A 14,302-nucleotide genomic window follows, 5' to 3' on the forward strand; every position below is an offset into this window, starting at 1 on the left:
GGGCAAGAGCAACTGCAACACCTTGGGGGCCTGTTCCGGCCCCCAAACCCCGCCCCGAGGCTCCAAGGTAGCTTGCCTGAACCCCGAAGAAACACAAGCCGGGAACCCGCGAAAAATCAGGCTTTTTTCTCTCACAAACTATTGATGGTCAATAGTTTGACGGGTAGAATGTAGGCATTGGTTGAGTAGGAGTTTCAGCATGGCAGATCAAGGCGCTTTCGACTTTGGCCCGGATGTTCCTCGGAGCGGCGTGGCTCTGAAGCGGGACTTCCACGGGTTCGCTCAGTTCCGCGAGGACGAGCACAGCCCTTGGGTGTTCTACGTGTGCGGCTTCGACTCTACCGTGACCGGCGAGGCTGGCCAATGCACCGTGTTGCGGGCCGATGGCGGCCGCGAGTGCGTGCCCATCGACGCCGAAGATCGCATCACCATCGCCGGCCGAAAGTACGGCCGGAAGCACTGGAACCATTGAGGGCCTGCCATGCGTTTCCATCGCTTCGGCAAGTACGAGTTCCGTGACACCGAGCGCAAGCGTGCCGCTTTCGCGCGCAAGCAGAAGGCCGAGCGCGAGGCCCTTCCTCTGTTCGCTGACCAAGTGGCGGCCGAGCAGATCGACGTGGACGAGGAAATGACGGCTCGCCGGCTGCAATGGGAGCGTCAGCAAGCCACTGACCGCAAGCGCCGAGCCGACAAGTGGCGCGAGGCACGGCGGCGCCTCAATGGCTACCAAGAGCCGGTGCGCGGGGCCTTGCTGGCGTACTGGCAGGGATGCAAGTGGCCTGCCGATCCGAGCTACTTCCTCTCCATGCTGCACATGTACGACACCGGCCGCCTCTCTCTCAACATCCCGAAGGCTTGAACTATGTCCCACATCTTGATCGACCACCTGACACAAGCCGCATCGTTTTACCGTGGCCAGCTCCGCGCCGCTCATCGTGCGGTTGCATACCTGAAGGCGCGCGGCCTGCGCGGCGACATCGCGGCCCGTTATGGCTTGGGCTATGCCCCGGCCGGCTTCCAGGCGCTGCGCGAGGCATTCCCGAACTACAACGACCGGGCCTTGGAGAAGGCCGGGCTGGTTGCGGTCAATGACGGCGGCCGCCGCTATGACCGCTTCCGCGACCGAATCATGTTCCCCATCCTCGATGACGCCGGCAGCGTGATCGGCTTCGGTGGCCGCGTGCTCGAAGGCGACGGGCCGAAGTATCTCAACTCACCGGAAACCGAAGTTTTCCAGAAGGGGCGCGTGCTGTTCGGTCTGACCCAGGCGGCCGAGGCCATTGCCGCGACCGGCACCGCCTATGTGGTGGAGGGATACCTGGATGTCGTCAGTCTGGCCCAACATGGTGTGCAGAACGCTGTGGCCACGCTGGGCACGGCTACAACAGGCCAGCATGTGGAGCGGCTGCTGGGCTTGGCCAAGCGCGTGATCTTCTGCTTTGACGGGGACGACGCCGGCAGACGGGCGGCTGTGCGCGCCCTGGACGTGTGCCTGCCTCATGTCACCGACGCAGCCGACGTGAGTTTCCTTTTCCTTCCGCGCGACCACGACCCGGACAGCTACGTGCGCGCCAAGGGTGGGGATGCCTTCAACGACTTGGCCTTGGAGGCTTCAAGCCTCGAAGGCTTCTTCCTGGCCAGCGCGATGCAGGGTTGCCAGTTGGAGTACGCCGAGGGCCGGGCGCGGCTGGTTGCCACGGCTGCGCCGCGTCTCCAGCAGATCAATGCACCGGCAATGCTGTGCCGGATTCTGACCGCCATTGCTGGGCCGTCCAAGTTTTCCGTGGGCGAGCTGATCGACTTATGCGGCTTGGAAAAAAACATGCTTTCAACTATTGACCGTCAATAGTTTTATGGTAGAATTCAACTCATCGGCAGCGGATGGACGGCCGATGAACCCCGGAAACAACTGTGAGCAGACAGTGGGGCGCTGAACCGATCTTTCGCACGCGAAAGGGACGATCCACCGAAGACCATCATCAACATGACTTAGGAGCTTTGACCATGCGTACTACCGTTTATGCCCGCCTCTTTGACCGACTGGCCGACCTGATCCCCAGCCTGCAATCCGCCCGCGCTGGTGCGGTTTTCTGCGCCCCTCCGCGAATCCCTGACGACATGGCCGTGTATTGCCACATTGCGGCCGCCGAGGGTGACATGCGCCTGATCGAGCTGGCCGACGACAACCAGAAGAAGGGCACGGTAATGCCTGCGCCGTGGCTCAAGCTGCGTGTGGATATGGCCAACAAGCTGGCCGAGGTGCTGGAGATGGAAGACACCTTCGGTTATCAGGTGATCTACACGGGCGGCAGTGCGGTGAATCCGCGCCGCGCCCAAATCAACATGTTCGCTATGAACTGGCTGCAAGTCATGGTGAATTTTGAGCTGTGCTTCCAGCCTGCCGACGTGTCGGTGGCGGCCTGATCGACAACCAGGGAAAGGACGAACGATCATGAAAACCATCGCTATCGCCAACCAGAAGGGCGGAGTCGGCAAGACCACTGTTGCCCGAAACCTGGCTTTCTTCGCCATCGAGCGCGGCTTGCGCGTCCTGTGCGTTGACCTCGATCCGCAAAAGAACTTCAGCAAGACCCTCCGGGCACTGCGCGAGCGTACCGTGGGCGACCAGGGCGACGAGCTGCAATCGCTGACGGGTAGCGCCTTGTTCGACGGAGAGGCCATCGAACTGCAACCGCTTCCGTGCGGGGAGTCCGCTGCGCTGGTGGCTGCTGACCGCGAGCTGGTGGACGTGGCCAGCCGCCCGCTGGAAGACCTGCACGCCCCGCGCGCTGCGCTTGCCAAGCTGGCCAAAGACTTCGACGTGTGCATCATCGACACGGCCCCGACGCTGGGGAATCCGCTGTATGCCGCGCTGATCGCCGCTGACTTCGTGGTGTGCCCCTGCACGATGGATCAAGACGCCATCGACGGCCTGGGCGACCTGTTTGAAGACATTGCGCGCGTGCAGCAACTGGAATGGAACGCCGACCTTGTGACGCTGGGCCTGCTGGCCAACCGCGTCAATACCCGCCGCGCCTTCGACCGCAACGCCCTGGAGCAACTGCGCGACGAGCTGGGCGAGGTGGTGATGGAAGGGGTGCTTTACGACCGCGCAGCCACGCAGTACGCCAAGGATCGGCCGGTGTGGCGCGTGCAAAGCGGCGAAAGCCAAATCCTGGCCGCCCGCGAAATGAAAGCGGTGTGCAACCAGATTTTCGACAAAGCCGCGATCTAAAAGGACAAGGACATGACCGCAACCGCAACCAACAAAAAGCCCGGCCTCAACCTGGGCAAGCTGTCCGCCGTGGCTCAGATCGCCGTCAAGCCGGTGCAGCCGGCCGACGCCGAAATCGAACTGGCGCGCATCTACAGCGTCAAGCAGGTTCGCAAGACGTTCCGCAACCTGGAGGAACTGGCCGAGAGCTTCAAGCTGAACGGCATCATCGAGCCGCTGGTGGTGCATGAAGAAGCGGACGGCCGCTACCGCATCATCGTCGGGGAGCGCCGCTACCGCGCCGCGCCGCTGGCTGGGCTGGTCAAGGTGCCCGTCATCATCAAGAAGGGGTTGACCGAGCTGCAAATCCGCCGTTTGCAAGTCACGGAGAACAACGACCGCGACGACCTGACCGCCTACGAGGAAGCAATGGGCGTGATCGAAGACGTGGAGCTGTACGGCACCAAGGAAGCCATGACGATCTGGAACCGTGGCGAGGCATGGGTTAGCAAGCGCATGGCTGTGCGCCGCTATGCAGACCCGGTGCGCGAGCTGCTGGAGAACGATCTGTGCGGCGACTTCGAGGTGCTTCACTGCCTCAACCAGATTTACGACATCGAGGACACGCACACCGAGTTTTCGCGCCTCTCTCACCGCATGAACGAGGGCTTGCCCTTGTCGCGCGACGAAGCCCGCAACACGCTGGCCAGAATGAAGGCATGGAAGCAGCAGCAAGACGATCTGGCCCAGCGCCGCATCGAGCTGGACAACGCCAAGAAGGCCGGCGACAAGGCCCCGGAGAAGACGCCTGCATGGCTGGAAGAACAGCGCAAGCGGGATGCCGAGCGTGCGGCTGCTGGAGCTGATGCCGGCGACCAGGACGAGGACGGCGGCCAAGACCCCGCACCGGCCCCGGCCGTCGCCTCGGGACGCGGCCAGCAAGCCCTCCCGACGATGGAGCTGACCCCGGAGCAGAAGGCCGCCGCCGAGAAGGAGCGAGCCAACGAAAAGCTGCTGTCGCTGCGGGAAGAAACCTTCGAGTGGGGCGAAGCCAATCAGGCGCAGTTCTTCAGCATGAAAACCCACATGACCACGCTGGGCCACAACATGCACGAAACCGAGTGGGTGCTGTGGCAAGGGTTCCTGTCCATGACCTTGCCGATGCTGGAAGGCATCGGCCCGGAGCGGGCTGTCATGTACCTGAAGAAGCTCCAGGGCGAGCTGAAGGACAAGACGCCGGCGCAGTTGTGGGAAGAACTGCATCCCGACATCGAGGGCGCTGGCCGGAATGCCTCTCCCGACATGCCGGAAGGCTGGCGTTTCTGACCTCTCTATGAGGGCGGCCGCTGGCCGCCTCTCTTTCAACTTTCGCGCGCGAAACCGCGCTGATGCACCGGACGGCCCCAATGAGACTGAAACGCCTTACCCCGCAAGCCTTTGACCGCGCTGCCGCCGACACCCGCATGGGCGACCAAGCCCGTGAAATGGCGCGCGCCGTGTTGGTGGATGGACGCGCCCAAGTGGACGTGGCCACCGAGTACGGTATGAGCAAGCAACGTGTCAGCGGAGCCGTGGCCACTATCGAGCGGGCATACAAGAAAACTACGACGCCGGGCGTGAGTTCCATTCGCGTGGAGCTGGATCTTCCTGAAACCTTGGCCTTGGAGCTGGCCGCCTTGGCCGAGGCAATGAAAGGGTGCGACGACGCGGCCAGATGCGCCGAGGCGCTGGATAAGGCCACGAACGCCGTGCGCAAGGCCGCCAAGTTATTGGTGGCCGCGCCATGACCTACGCGATCAACCAAGACGAGGCGCAGGGTGCTCCCTTGCGCCTTTGTCGTTTATAAACGATAATATGGACATGTTCACCGTTCGGCACTACATCACCGAGGACGAGCACGACCCGTTTCAAGAGTGGCTGAAGAAGCTGCGCGACCCGATTGCAAAAGGCCAGGTGGTCAGGCGCGTGGGCCGCATTGAGGCGGGGAACTTTGGCGATCACAAGCCCTGCCGCGAAGGTGTGTGGGAGCTGCGAATCGACCAAGGCCCCGGCTACCGCGTCTATTACGCGATGGCGGGCGCGGTGGTAGTTCTACTGCTATGCGGCGGTGACAAAGGCACCCAGGACGCCGACATCGAGCGCGCGATTGGGTTTTGGAAAGACTGGCAACGGAGGTCAGCATGAAGGATCGAAGCCACGACGAAGCAATGGCCGAACTGTTCAAGGAAGACCCGGCTTTTGCGGCCGAGTACCTAAACCAGCTTCTCCTGGATGGAGAACCGGCCGATCTACTGGTGGCGCTGCGCCAGATGGCTCAAGCGCGCGGTGGCGTGCGCGCTATCGCCAAAGAAACCGAGCTGAATGCCAACCAGCTCTACCGCACGCTGTCGCCCCAGGGCAACCCGGAGCTGCGCAGCCTGTCTGCCGTGCTCAAGGCGCTGGGCCTGCGCTTGGCGGTGCAGCCAGTCGGCCAGCACCATGCCACGGCATGAATCGGAACGCACAAAAGAAAATGCCCGGCGAGCAGGCCGGGCACTTCAAAGACCATCATCAACCCCTAACGGATCAACCCGCTTGGCAGCAAGAGACACATAAGGAGCAATGAATGTCCCATCATAACACAGACAGCGAAAGCGCAACACTTTTTCCACTTGGGCGAGGCGATGAGCCGGCAAGTGGGAACATCCTGGCCAGCGCCGTGCAACCTGACCTGTTTGTGGTGCTTGAGGCGATCCATGATTGGCCCGTTAAAGATGATGTGTCCTCAATGGAGTACCCCATCTTCTCCCTGTCAAAGAACCGCGACACGCGCATCCGCGTCTATTCGCGTGCAGGCCGGAGCATTCGCATCATCCCGTCCGCTGTGGGCGCGGCTACAGTCTTCGACAAAGACATCCTGATCTACTGCATCAGCCAGATCGTGCGAGGGCACGATGCTGGCATCAAGGTTTCGCGCCGTGTCCGCGTGGACGTGTACCCGTTTCTGCTGGGAACGCGCCGCAGCACCGGAGGCGCGGCCTACGAGCGCGTGGTGGACATGTGCCGGCGCTTGAAGGGCACCACCATTGAAACGAACGTCAAGACGAACGAGAAGGAACAGCTCGAAGGCTTCGGCTTGATCGAAGACTACCGCGTGACGACCTGGACGAAGAACGGCAAGGGCGCGCTGGAGTTGGAACTGACAATTTCTGAATGGCTCTACCGGGCCGCAATGGACTTCGACATCCTCACGCTACACCCCGACTACTTCAGCCTTGGCCAAGCCCTGGAACGCCGCTTGTACGAGCTGGCCCGCAAGCACTGCGGCGATAAGGCATGGTGGGAAATCAGCTTGCCGTTGCTGCTGGAGAAAACGGGCAGCTCGCAGACCTTGCGCCGCTTCAAGCAGGAGATCAAGGAAATCGTGGAGCGCGACCCATTGCCCGACTACCGGATGTTCCTCGACGAGTCCGTGAAGCCCAACAAGCTGGTCATCATGACCCGCGATAACGCCAAACTGGTATGCGAGGCCAACAAGGCCGGCAAGCTGTCCTGGGTGTCCTACTTCTTGCAAAAAAAGCTGGCCTGACGCCCATGCAGAGGCTCGCCGCACTGCCCCAGCTTGACCACCGGCAGAGCCTCAACCGCCCATCGTGGCCCCCTGGCCAGCGCCGGCCCGGACTCGTCTATCGGCGTACATTTCGCCTTCTTGCCAAACTGCGCGAATTCGTCTATCGCGGTACGGTTTACTCGTCTATCACCGCACACCCCTGTGCGACAAAACTACCGAAAAACCCGCGTCAGCATTGGATTTTTAGCCCGGAAGCATCCGAAAACGCCTTTTTTGCTGCCACGCTGAAAGCATCCGATACTGCCAAAAACACTCGTCTATCGGCGTACATTTGGCTACTTATCCACAGAAAAACCGGCCGTTTCGTCTATCGACGTACAAACACTCGTCTATCGCGGTACGTTTTTCTCGTCTATCGGCGTACAGCTTTCTCGTCTATCGGCGTACATGCCACTTGGAAAAAGTCTTACGCGACAAGGACTTACGACAGCTTATCCACAGCGTAACACGCGCGCGCGTTTTAACGCCTTCTTATTTAACGTTTTAACGCCGCCGAAGGGGGGTGCCCCCCCTTCTCGAACCCTCCCGGCCGGCTTCGCCGTCCTCCCATCCCCCCAGGGGCTTTGCCCCTCGGCCTTCGGCCTCACCCCAAGTCGTGCGCGCCCTTGGCGCGAGTGCTTACAAAGCCCGGCTGCGCCGGGCGGGGGTGCTCCACCGCCCTGCAACCACGGTCTAAGCGGCTCAGGCCGTCCGCAAGCGGCCGTCCTGACCTGCCCCGCAAGCGGGGCACCCTACGGGCGCTAAGACACCGGATAAATCACGCCCGCCGCGTCCTACGGCCGCGCCGGCCGCTCAACCGGGCGCGCTGCGCGCCGTGGAAGACCGTCCCTGCTACACAACCGTCAAAAAGTCTTCAAAAGGGAGGGGCGAAGCCTTCCGCGATGGGCATGAAGGCTTAAAAGGGCTGAAATGGCCGCGCAGGAGGCCCGCTACGGCGTTTTCTGACCATTGGCCAGCCCTGACCCCTCGGACACCCGGAAAAATCGCTTGTAGCGCGTTCTGTGCGGTCGATTTTTTTGCTGAACAGCTCATGCGAACCGCTGGCCAGCCACTGCCCTACGGCGGCCGCCTCGATGCGAGCCGGATGCCTGCCGGCGAAAGTGAACACGATAGACGAATCACTGCCCGCGAAGGCTCTGTTTCCGGGGCTTGGCGGTCGAATTCGAGTGCCAGCACGCATGAAATCGGCCTGATCCTGGCTAACTTGCCCATTTTTCCCGGCCTGGAGCCATTCGAGGCTCGGGCCGACGCGCCCGATTCGTCTATCGGGGGCTTTTCGGGGTCCCCTCGTTTTCAGTGCAATAAGTGACGGTACGAAAAGCTAGCACTGGCGCGGAGGTGGTGTTGGTAGATCGTTGATTTCATTGACTTTCCTGTTCACTTTCAAATCTGCGATTCGTGGCGTCAAACCGTGATCGGTTTCATCCGTTGGTGCCAGTTATCGGTGCTCCCTGCCGCGAGGGCAGGATTTGGTCGGCATAACGGTCAACAGGAAAGCGGAACACGCCTCGCAGGTTGATGCTTTCCAGCCTGGTGGGAGCAATTTTTCCGATCAGTTCCGGCGGAATGGCCTGGCGGCGGTTCGACCAGCGATCCAGAACAGCCTGCATTTGTGACGTGTTCCACGCCATGACGATGTTGGCCAGCAGACTCAACGCGTCGGCCACAGCCTGCATTTCGTCCACACGTTTGGCCTGTGCCGGGCTGATCCGGCCGGTGTAAATGGCGCGCTTGAGGGCGTTGACCGCCTCCCCCCGGTTGAGCACCCGGCGCAATTCATTCCTGAAAGCGTCCTTAACAAAGTAGTCGGCAAGGAACGCGGTTCGCAGCAAACGTCCCAATTGCACGCCAGCGTCATAGATGGGGTCACCCTGGGCAGCAGAGCCAAACCGCGCCAGTGCTGCCACCGCACTGGCGTGACCACTCATGACCGAAGCCGCCAGATGCACCGGGCTGTCCCAATGCTTTTCGATCAGGGCATCCACCGAAAACCAAGGGCCGTGCACGCTACTTGCTGGTGATCGAACAGTGTCTTCTCCCGCCCGTACAGCGTGCGCAGCGAAGCCACATCAGGGGTGGCAATGCCAAGTTCCTCGCTCAAGTGGCGCCACAGGGCGACGGGAACCACCCGAAAGGCATACAGCAGGCGGCCACTCATGCGCAAAAACCCGATATGCAGCGCCAGACCGAGCTTGTGGGCGTCACCCCGGCGCGCATTGATTGCCTCGCGCTCTGCACCATCGAAGGTGAAAAACGCCTTCATCTCGAAGTCACTGATATCGCGGGGCAGCTCACGCATCCCCAAAAACGTCGTTTGCCAGTCCTGCATCGTGAACCCCATTAGTGGGAGGCCACGATACCCGTTTGAGAAGTGAACAGGAAAGCCAACAGAATCAACGATCTACCAACACCACCCCCGCGCCAGTGCTGGGTTTGCGTACCGCCAGTTATTGCACTGAAAACGAGGGGACCCCTTTTCCAGAAGGACGGCCGCCGAGGTGGCCACCGACCTGCTTCCACCACCAGCTCGACGCCGGCACGCCGAAGGCAAGGGCGACGGCGGCCGATCCCGACCGGCACTTCGCCTGTTGCGTTTGTTGTTGTTTGCTGTAAAATACAACATACAACAACAAACAACACAATCAACCGAAAGGAGCCTGTCATGGCAAGCGAAGCGATCATCACGGAAGAACTGATCTGTAAAGCCGCCGAACAACTGGCGGCAGAGGGGATGCGCCCGACGAACGAGACGGTGCGCGAACTGCTGGCGAAGTGGACGAGCACGAAGGGCGGCAGCTACGCCACCATCGGCCCGGTGCTGCGCGCCTGGAAGGCCCGCCGCAAGGCTGCCGAGTCGGCCGAGCCGGTACGCGAGGCCGCGCCCCAGGTTGTGCTCGACAAGGTGCAGGGCTGGGCTTCGGACATGTGGGGCGTGGCCCTAGAGCTTGCCAATGGCCGCTTGGCCTCCGAGCGTGAATCCCTGGAGCGGGTGCGTCAGGAACTCGAAGCCGAGACAGCGGAGGCGCTGGCCCTGGCCGAGAAGCGAGAGGACGAGCGCGATGAAGCACGCCGGCAAGCCGCCGAGCTGACCGACCAACTCGCCAGCCTTCAAGTCGACGTGGCTGCGCAAACCGAACGGGCTGCGGCTGGTGAAGCACGGGCGGCAGAGCTGGAGAAGCGGGCCAATGAGGTGCATGACGACCTGAAGGCCGAGCGTGCGCGGCGTGATGAAGCGGAGGCTGCGCGCCGGACGGTGGAAGCCGAGCTTTCCACCCAGCGCGCGGACGTGGCCCGACTCTCCCAGCAAGCGGCAGACTTGGAGCGCGAGCTGGCCCAAGTTCGCGGTGAACTTGCGCGAGTGCAGGATCAAGGAGCGGCCGAGCTGGCGGCGGCGCGGAAAGAGCACGCCGAAGGGGCGGCTGCTCAACGTGCCCAGCATGATGCCGAGGTGGGGCGACTGAAAGATGCTCACCAGCAGGCATTGCACGACCAGAAGCAGCGCAGCGTGGAGGTCATCGGCAAGCTGGAGACTTCCAAGCAGCGCATGGAGGCCGAGCTGGACGAGGCGCGCAAAGAGGCACGCGATGCGGCCGCCCAACTTGGCCGGGTGACAGGGGAACTCGACGCGCTGCGCAGTCAAGTCGCCAGTCAAGAGGCGACCATCCGGGGCTTCACCGCAAAGAAGGCTGACAAGACATGATCGGCTCCGCGTGGCTGCATCTGGCCAGCTTCGCGGTCATGCTGGTGGCGACCCGCACCGTTCGGCGCTGGACGTGGCTGTACGCCCTGTCCGTGCTGCCTGGCACGCTGGCCCATGAGGCTATGCACTGGATGGCCGGCTGGCTGTTTGGTGCGCGCCCGGTTTCCATGTCGATCCTGCCGCGCCGGATGCCTGACGGGGAGCTGCTGCTGGGGCGCGTGCTGTTCATGCGCCTGCGCTGGTGGAATGCGGTTCCCGTGGCCCTCGCGCCGTTCCTTCTCATCCCGTTGAGCGCCGGCCTGCTGTGGCATTCCGCTGGCTGGCCCGCTCTGGCGTGGCCCAGCCTTGGCCTGAAGCTCCTGGCGGTGCAATGCCTGCTGGCGACGTGGCCGAGTGGCCGCGATTGGTGGCACGCCCTGGGCGGTGCAGCCGTGGCCGGGGCGCTGACGCTCGCTGGCCTCTACCTCTACAACCGTTTTGGCTTCGCCCTGCGGTGACTTTCGCGCGCGAAAGTCCGCGCTTGCGTGTTATTTGCTTTCACAATGAAAGCAAATAAACGCCAATATCTATTGACGGTCAATAGTTTGACGGGTAGAATATAGGCATTGCTTCAGTGATGAGGCGATGCCCCGGCAGGGGTGACGGTGAGCAGACCAGACCCCAGCCGCTTAGACCATCTTCAACCCTTCCGCATAAGGAAAACGACCATGCAGACCGCCCACGTCGCCCAGGCCAACACCACCGCCCAAGCCACGGATTACCCGCAATGGGTGATCGTTGAGAACGCCGGCACCGATGCCGAAGACGTGTGGAGCGACCACCACACTTTCAAGGCGGCGCTGAAGGAGCTGGAGAGCTGCGGCGGGACGGATAACGGCTTCGACCTGATGAAGCGCCTCCCCGATGGCACCCTGACCACGGAATTCTGACCCATGCGCTGCATCGACCTCTTTGCGGGGGCCGGTGGCTTCACCGAGGGCGCGCGCCTTGCCGGCGCGCGCGTCGTGTGGGCCGCAAACCATTGGCCGCTCGCTGTTCAGTACCACCAGACCAACCACCCGGACACTTGGCACGAGTGCCAAGACCTTCAGCAAGCCGACTGGCGCGCGGTGCCCGCGCATGATGTTGTGCTGGCTTCGCCAGCCTGCCAAGGGCATTCGAGGGCAAGAGGCCGCGAACGGCCGCACCATGACGCGCTGCGCAGCACGGCTTGGGCCGTGGTGGCTTGCGCGGAATATCACCGCAGCCCGGTGATCCTGGTCGAGAACGTGCCGGACTTCGAGAAGTGGGTGCTTTATCCGGCTTGGCGCGATGCGCTGCGCCGGCTGGGCTACGCCGTTTCGCCGCATCTGGTCGATGCGGCCGATCATGGCGTGCCGCAGAACCGGCAACGCCTGTTCCTGGTCTGCACGCGCTCGCGGCGGCCGCTGCGTTTGAGCCTGCCGCGCCGCGAGCACCGACCCATTGCCGACGTGATCCAGTGGGATGCCCACCCGTGGAGTCCGATCGCCACGCCCAGGCGCAGCGAAAAGACGCTGCGCCAGATCGCGGCGGGCCGTGCTGCGCACGGCGACCGCTTCTTGATCCCGTACTACTCCAGCGGCAGCGGCCTCACTGGCCGCAGCATCCACCGGCCTGTCGGCACCATCACGACCCGCGACCGCTGGGCCGTGATCGAGGGCGACCGGATGCGAATGCTTGCCGTGCCCGAGGCACGGGACGCTATGAGCTTTCCGCCGTCCTACGTCCTCCCCAACGTCCACCGCGATGCCATGCACCTGCTGGGCAATGCCGTCTGCCCCGTGGTGGCCGCTGACTTCCTCAACGAGCTGCGCCTTGCGGCTTGATCGAACTTCCTGGAGCTACCCCATGAAACCCCCTCGCTTCCTTCCTGTGATCCTCGCCGGCCTCGCCTTGAGCTGGGCCGGCTCCGCTTCCGCCTACAAGCCCGGCGTGCTGCGCGAGCTGGCCGATGCCATCGAGACAGCCGCGCCCGTATCCGTGCCTGCGGCCGGCTCCATCGAGGTGGGCTTTTCTCCCAAAGGCGGGGCCGAGGCCCTGGTGCTTCGCGTCATCGACTCCGCGAAGACAGACATCAAGGCACTGTCCTACAGCTTCACCAGCCCGCGCGTGGTGGCCGCGCTGCTGCGCGCGGCCAAGCGCGGGGTGGCCGTTTCCCTGGTGGCCGACTACAAGAACAACGTCACCGACGACCGGAGCGGAAAGGGCCGGGCGGCCCTTTCGGCGCTGGCTGAAGCTGGCTGCGACGTGCGCGTAATTTCCGCTTACCCGATCCACCATGACAAGGTGCTGATCGTGGATCGCCAGACTGTCGAGCTGGGGAGCTTCAACTACTCCGACGCGGCCGCGCGCGTGAATTCGGAGAATGTCCTGGTGAACTGGAATAATCCGGCGCTGGCCAAGGCATATCTGGCCCATTTTGATCGCAACTGGCGGCAATCCGAGCCTTTCCGTGCCCGGTATTAACAGGAACTCGGAGAACATCATGACCGTCGATTTTTTCCTCATTGACGCCCCGCACGCCGTCCCCCAGGAATTCCAGGCTTGGGAGGACGCGAAAGCGCATCATCGCGCTGTTTTTCTGCGCTGCGTGGATGCCGAAGATGGCAGCGCCGAACAATCCCGCCTCGATGCGGAAGGTCGGACCGCGAAGGGCGAGGCTGACCGCTTGGAGCAGGCCGCGCGAACGGCTTGGCTGCGGGCGAAGCGGCAGTCCGTGGAAATCCACCTCAACGATGACACGCGCGAAACCCGGCATTGCTTTACCGAGCAGCCGTTGCGAATCCACGCTGGTTTCACGCATGAGGATGCGGCCGCTGGCTGGCGTCAAGTCCTGTCCTTTTCTGCCAGTCCGACCCCTGACGCCGACACCTTGGCCCGGATCGAGCGGGCGAAATCGGATGCCGTCTCGCAACTGGAGTCCTATTGGGCCGAGCTGGCCGACGCCACCGATATTCAGCGCGTGATCTACCAGGGCGTGCATTACACCTGGAATGTGCTTGGCGAGGGAATCGGCTTCGGCGGGCAGGCATTCCGTGTTGAGTGGCTGACCGCTGATCGAGAGCCGACCGAGTGCAATTTGTTTGCGCAGGGCCGCATCCCGGTTTGGATGCGTGACAAGCTACCCGACAACGCCCGTACCATTGAAGACTTGGGCTACCGGATTAACCCGTTTCCGGCTGTGGATGACAGCTTGGATGACGACCCGCCGTATTAACCCCTGGGCGTCTCCCCTGCGGGGCCGGGCTTTCGTGCTGCGCATCGAGCCGCCTGCGGCGTCTCGCCCCTTCGGGCGTCAATCCCTGACGCCTCCGCGCCGTGCCGGCGCTGCGCGCTCCGCTTGCCCGGCCTGAAGGCCGCACCGAGGAACTTTCGCGCGCGAAAGTTCGGGCTGTGGATCTGATCCGTGGTGTGCCGGCGCTGGTGCGCTGAATCCGCTACGCGCGGGGCCGCACCCCACCACTACCTCGCGCCTTTATTCGTCGTCATGGTGCCCTCCGGCCGGGCTTCTCCGGTCAAGGGCCGGGCTGCGCCCTGAAATCCTCACCCGTTCGGTGCTCGCCCTTCGGGCTGCGCTCCGCGTGCGGCCTCCGGTTTCTCCCTTGACCGCGCCCGTCCTGCGTGCCCCTGGACGCCGAGGCGACGAGGTAGATGGTGGGATGCAAAAGCCGGCCCCGCGCTCCGCTGGCCATGTGGGTAATCGACGGGGAGCAGGGGAGCTTGTGCCCCTGCGGGGCAAGAGCAACTGCAACACCTT

The 14,302-nt window shown here is 63.0% G+C and carries 17 protein-coding genes and 1 pseudogene; 16 read left to right on the top strand and 2 right to left on the bottom strand.

The features are described 5' to 3' along the window. Positions 1 to 199 precede the first annotated feature (199 nt). From BEK68_RS16250 to BEK68_RS16295, 10 genes are all read left to right on the top strand, one after another. Positions 200 to 472 carry a hypothetical protein gene (locus BEK68_RS16250; RefSeq protein ID WP_009242148.1) on the top strand — a complete coding sequence of 91 codons (273 nt, stop codon included), beginning with the start codon at positions 200 to 202 and terminating at the stop codon, positions 470 to 472. A gap of 9 nt (positions 473 to 481) precedes the next feature. Further along, complete coding sequence (locus BEK68_RS16255; protein WP_009242147.1) at positions 482 to 859, top strand: hypothetical protein; 378 nt, start codon at positions 482 to 484, stop codon at positions 857 to 859. A gap of 15 nt (positions 860 to 874) precedes the next feature. Next, positions 875 to 1,849, top strand: a complete 975-nt coding sequence (locus BEK68_RS16260) for a DNA primase (RefSeq protein ID WP_232295886.1) — start codon at positions 875 to 877, stop codon at positions 1,847 to 1,849. A 155-nt stretch (positions 1,850 to 2,004) separates the two neighbouring features. After that, positions 2,005 to 2,424 (top strand): hypothetical protein, encoded by a 420-nt coding sequence (locus BEK68_RS16265; RefSeq protein ID WP_009242145.1) that lies wholly within the window; start codon positions 2,005 to 2,007, stop codon positions 2,422 to 2,424. Between the two features lie 28 nt (positions 2,425 to 2,452). Then, positions 2,453 to 3,235, top strand: coding sequence for a ParA family protein (locus BEK68_RS16270; protein ID WP_009242144.1), 783 nt, complete (start codon positions 2,453 to 2,455; stop codon positions 3,233 to 3,235). Between the two features lie 12 nt (positions 3,236 to 3,247). Beyond that, on the top strand, positions 3,248 to 4,540 hold the full coding sequence (locus BEK68_RS16275) for a ParB/RepB/Spo0J family partition protein (RefSeq protein WP_009242143.1): 1,293 nt from the start codon (positions 3,248 to 3,250) through the stop codon (positions 4,538 to 4,540). Between the two features lie 80 nt (positions 4,541 to 4,620). Next, positions 4,621 to 5,001 carry a TrfB-related DNA-binding protein gene (locus BEK68_RS16280; RefSeq protein WP_004637276.1) on the top strand — a complete coding sequence of 127 codons (381 nt, stop codon included), beginning with the start codon at positions 4,621 to 4,623 and terminating at the stop codon, positions 4,999 to 5,001. Positions 5,002 to 5,068: 67 nt separating this feature from the next. Continuing rightward, a complete protein-coding gene (locus BEK68_RS16285; RefSeq protein ID WP_009277737.1) occupies positions 5,069 to 5,398 on the top strand; it encodes a type II toxin-antitoxin system RelE/ParE family toxin in 330 nt (109 codons plus the stop codon). After that, the gene (locus tag BEK68_RS16290; RefSeq protein ID WP_004637272.1) at positions 5,395 to 5,706 is read left to right on the top strand and encodes an addiction module antidote protein; all 312 of its coding nucleotides are present in this window, start codon (positions 5,395 to 5,397) and stop codon (positions 5,704 to 5,706) included. The genes BEK68_RS16285 and BEK68_RS16290 overlap by 4 nt, the downstream gene beginning before the upstream one ends. A 113-nt stretch (positions 5,707 to 5,819) precedes the next feature. Next, the gene (locus BEK68_RS16295) at positions 5,820 to 6,782 is read left to right on the top strand and encodes a replication initiator protein A (RefSeq protein WP_004637268.1); all 963 of its coding nucleotides are present in this window, start codon (positions 5,820 to 5,822) and stop codon (positions 6,780 to 6,782) included. Positions 6,783 to 8,245: 1,463 nt separating this feature from the next. On the opposite strand, the pseudogene BEK68_RS25535 reads toward BEK68_RS16295, so the two are convergent. Both BEK68_RS25535 and BEK68_RS26205 read right to left on the bottom strand, forming a co-directional pair. Further along, positions 8,246 to 8,803 (bottom strand): annotated as a pseudogene (locus BEK68_RS25535) (Tn3 family transposase); the annotation flags it as partial. Beyond that, entirely contained in the window at positions 8,797 to 9,165 is a 369-nt protein-coding gene (locus tag BEK68_RS26205; protein ID WP_004637787.1) for a DUF4158 domain-containing protein, read from the bottom strand. The gene BEK68_RS26205 and the pseudogene BEK68_RS25535, both read right to left, overlap by 7 nt. A 321-nt stretch (positions 9,166 to 9,486) precedes the next feature. On the opposite strand from BEK68_RS26205, the gene BEK68_RS16310 reads away from it, so the two are divergent. The 6 genes from BEK68_RS16310 (at position 9,487) to BEK68_RS16335 (ending at position 13,762) form a co-directional block, all read left to right on the top strand. After that, positions 9,487 to 10,524: a DNA-binding protein gene (locus tag BEK68_RS16310; protein WP_004637284.1), complete on the top strand. Its 1,038-nt coding sequence runs from the start codon at positions 9,487 to 9,489 to the stop codon at positions 10,522 to 10,524. Beyond that, positions 10,521 to 11,021, top strand: coding sequence for a hypothetical protein (locus tag BEK68_RS16315; protein ID WP_004637282.1), 501 nt, complete (start codon positions 10,521 to 10,523; stop codon positions 11,019 to 11,021). The genes BEK68_RS16310 and BEK68_RS16315 overlap by 4 nt, the downstream gene beginning before the upstream one ends. A gap of 210 nt (positions 11,022 to 11,231) precedes the next feature. Beyond that, positions 11,232 to 11,453 carry a hypothetical protein gene (locus BEK68_RS16320; RefSeq protein WP_004637279.1) on the top strand — a complete coding sequence of 74 codons (222 nt, stop codon included), beginning with the start codon at positions 11,232 to 11,234 and terminating at the stop codon, positions 11,451 to 11,453. A 3-nt stretch (positions 11,454 to 11,456) separates the two neighbouring features. Then, complete coding sequence (locus tag BEK68_RS16325; RefSeq protein WP_009242154.1) at positions 11,457 to 12,371, top strand: DNA cytosine methyltransferase; 915 nt, start codon at positions 11,457 to 11,459, stop codon at positions 12,369 to 12,371. Positions 12,372 to 12,393: 22 nt separating this feature from the next. Further along, positions 12,394 to 13,011, top strand: coding sequence for a phospholipase D family protein (locus BEK68_RS16330; RefSeq protein WP_009242155.1), 618 nt, complete (start codon positions 12,394 to 12,396; stop codon positions 13,009 to 13,011). Between the two features lie 19 nt (positions 13,012 to 13,030). Next, a complete protein-coding gene (locus tag BEK68_RS16335; RefSeq protein WP_009242156.1) occupies positions 13,031 to 13,762 on the top strand; it encodes a hypothetical protein in 732 nt (243 codons plus the stop codon). Positions 13,763 to 14,302 lie beyond the last annotated feature (540 nt).

Origin of the sequence: Ralstonia pickettii (assembly GCF_001699815.1) — a bacterium.
GTDB classification, from domain to species: Bacteria; Pseudomonadota; Gammaproteobacteria; order Burkholderiales; family Burkholderiaceae; genus Ralstonia; species Ralstonia thomasii.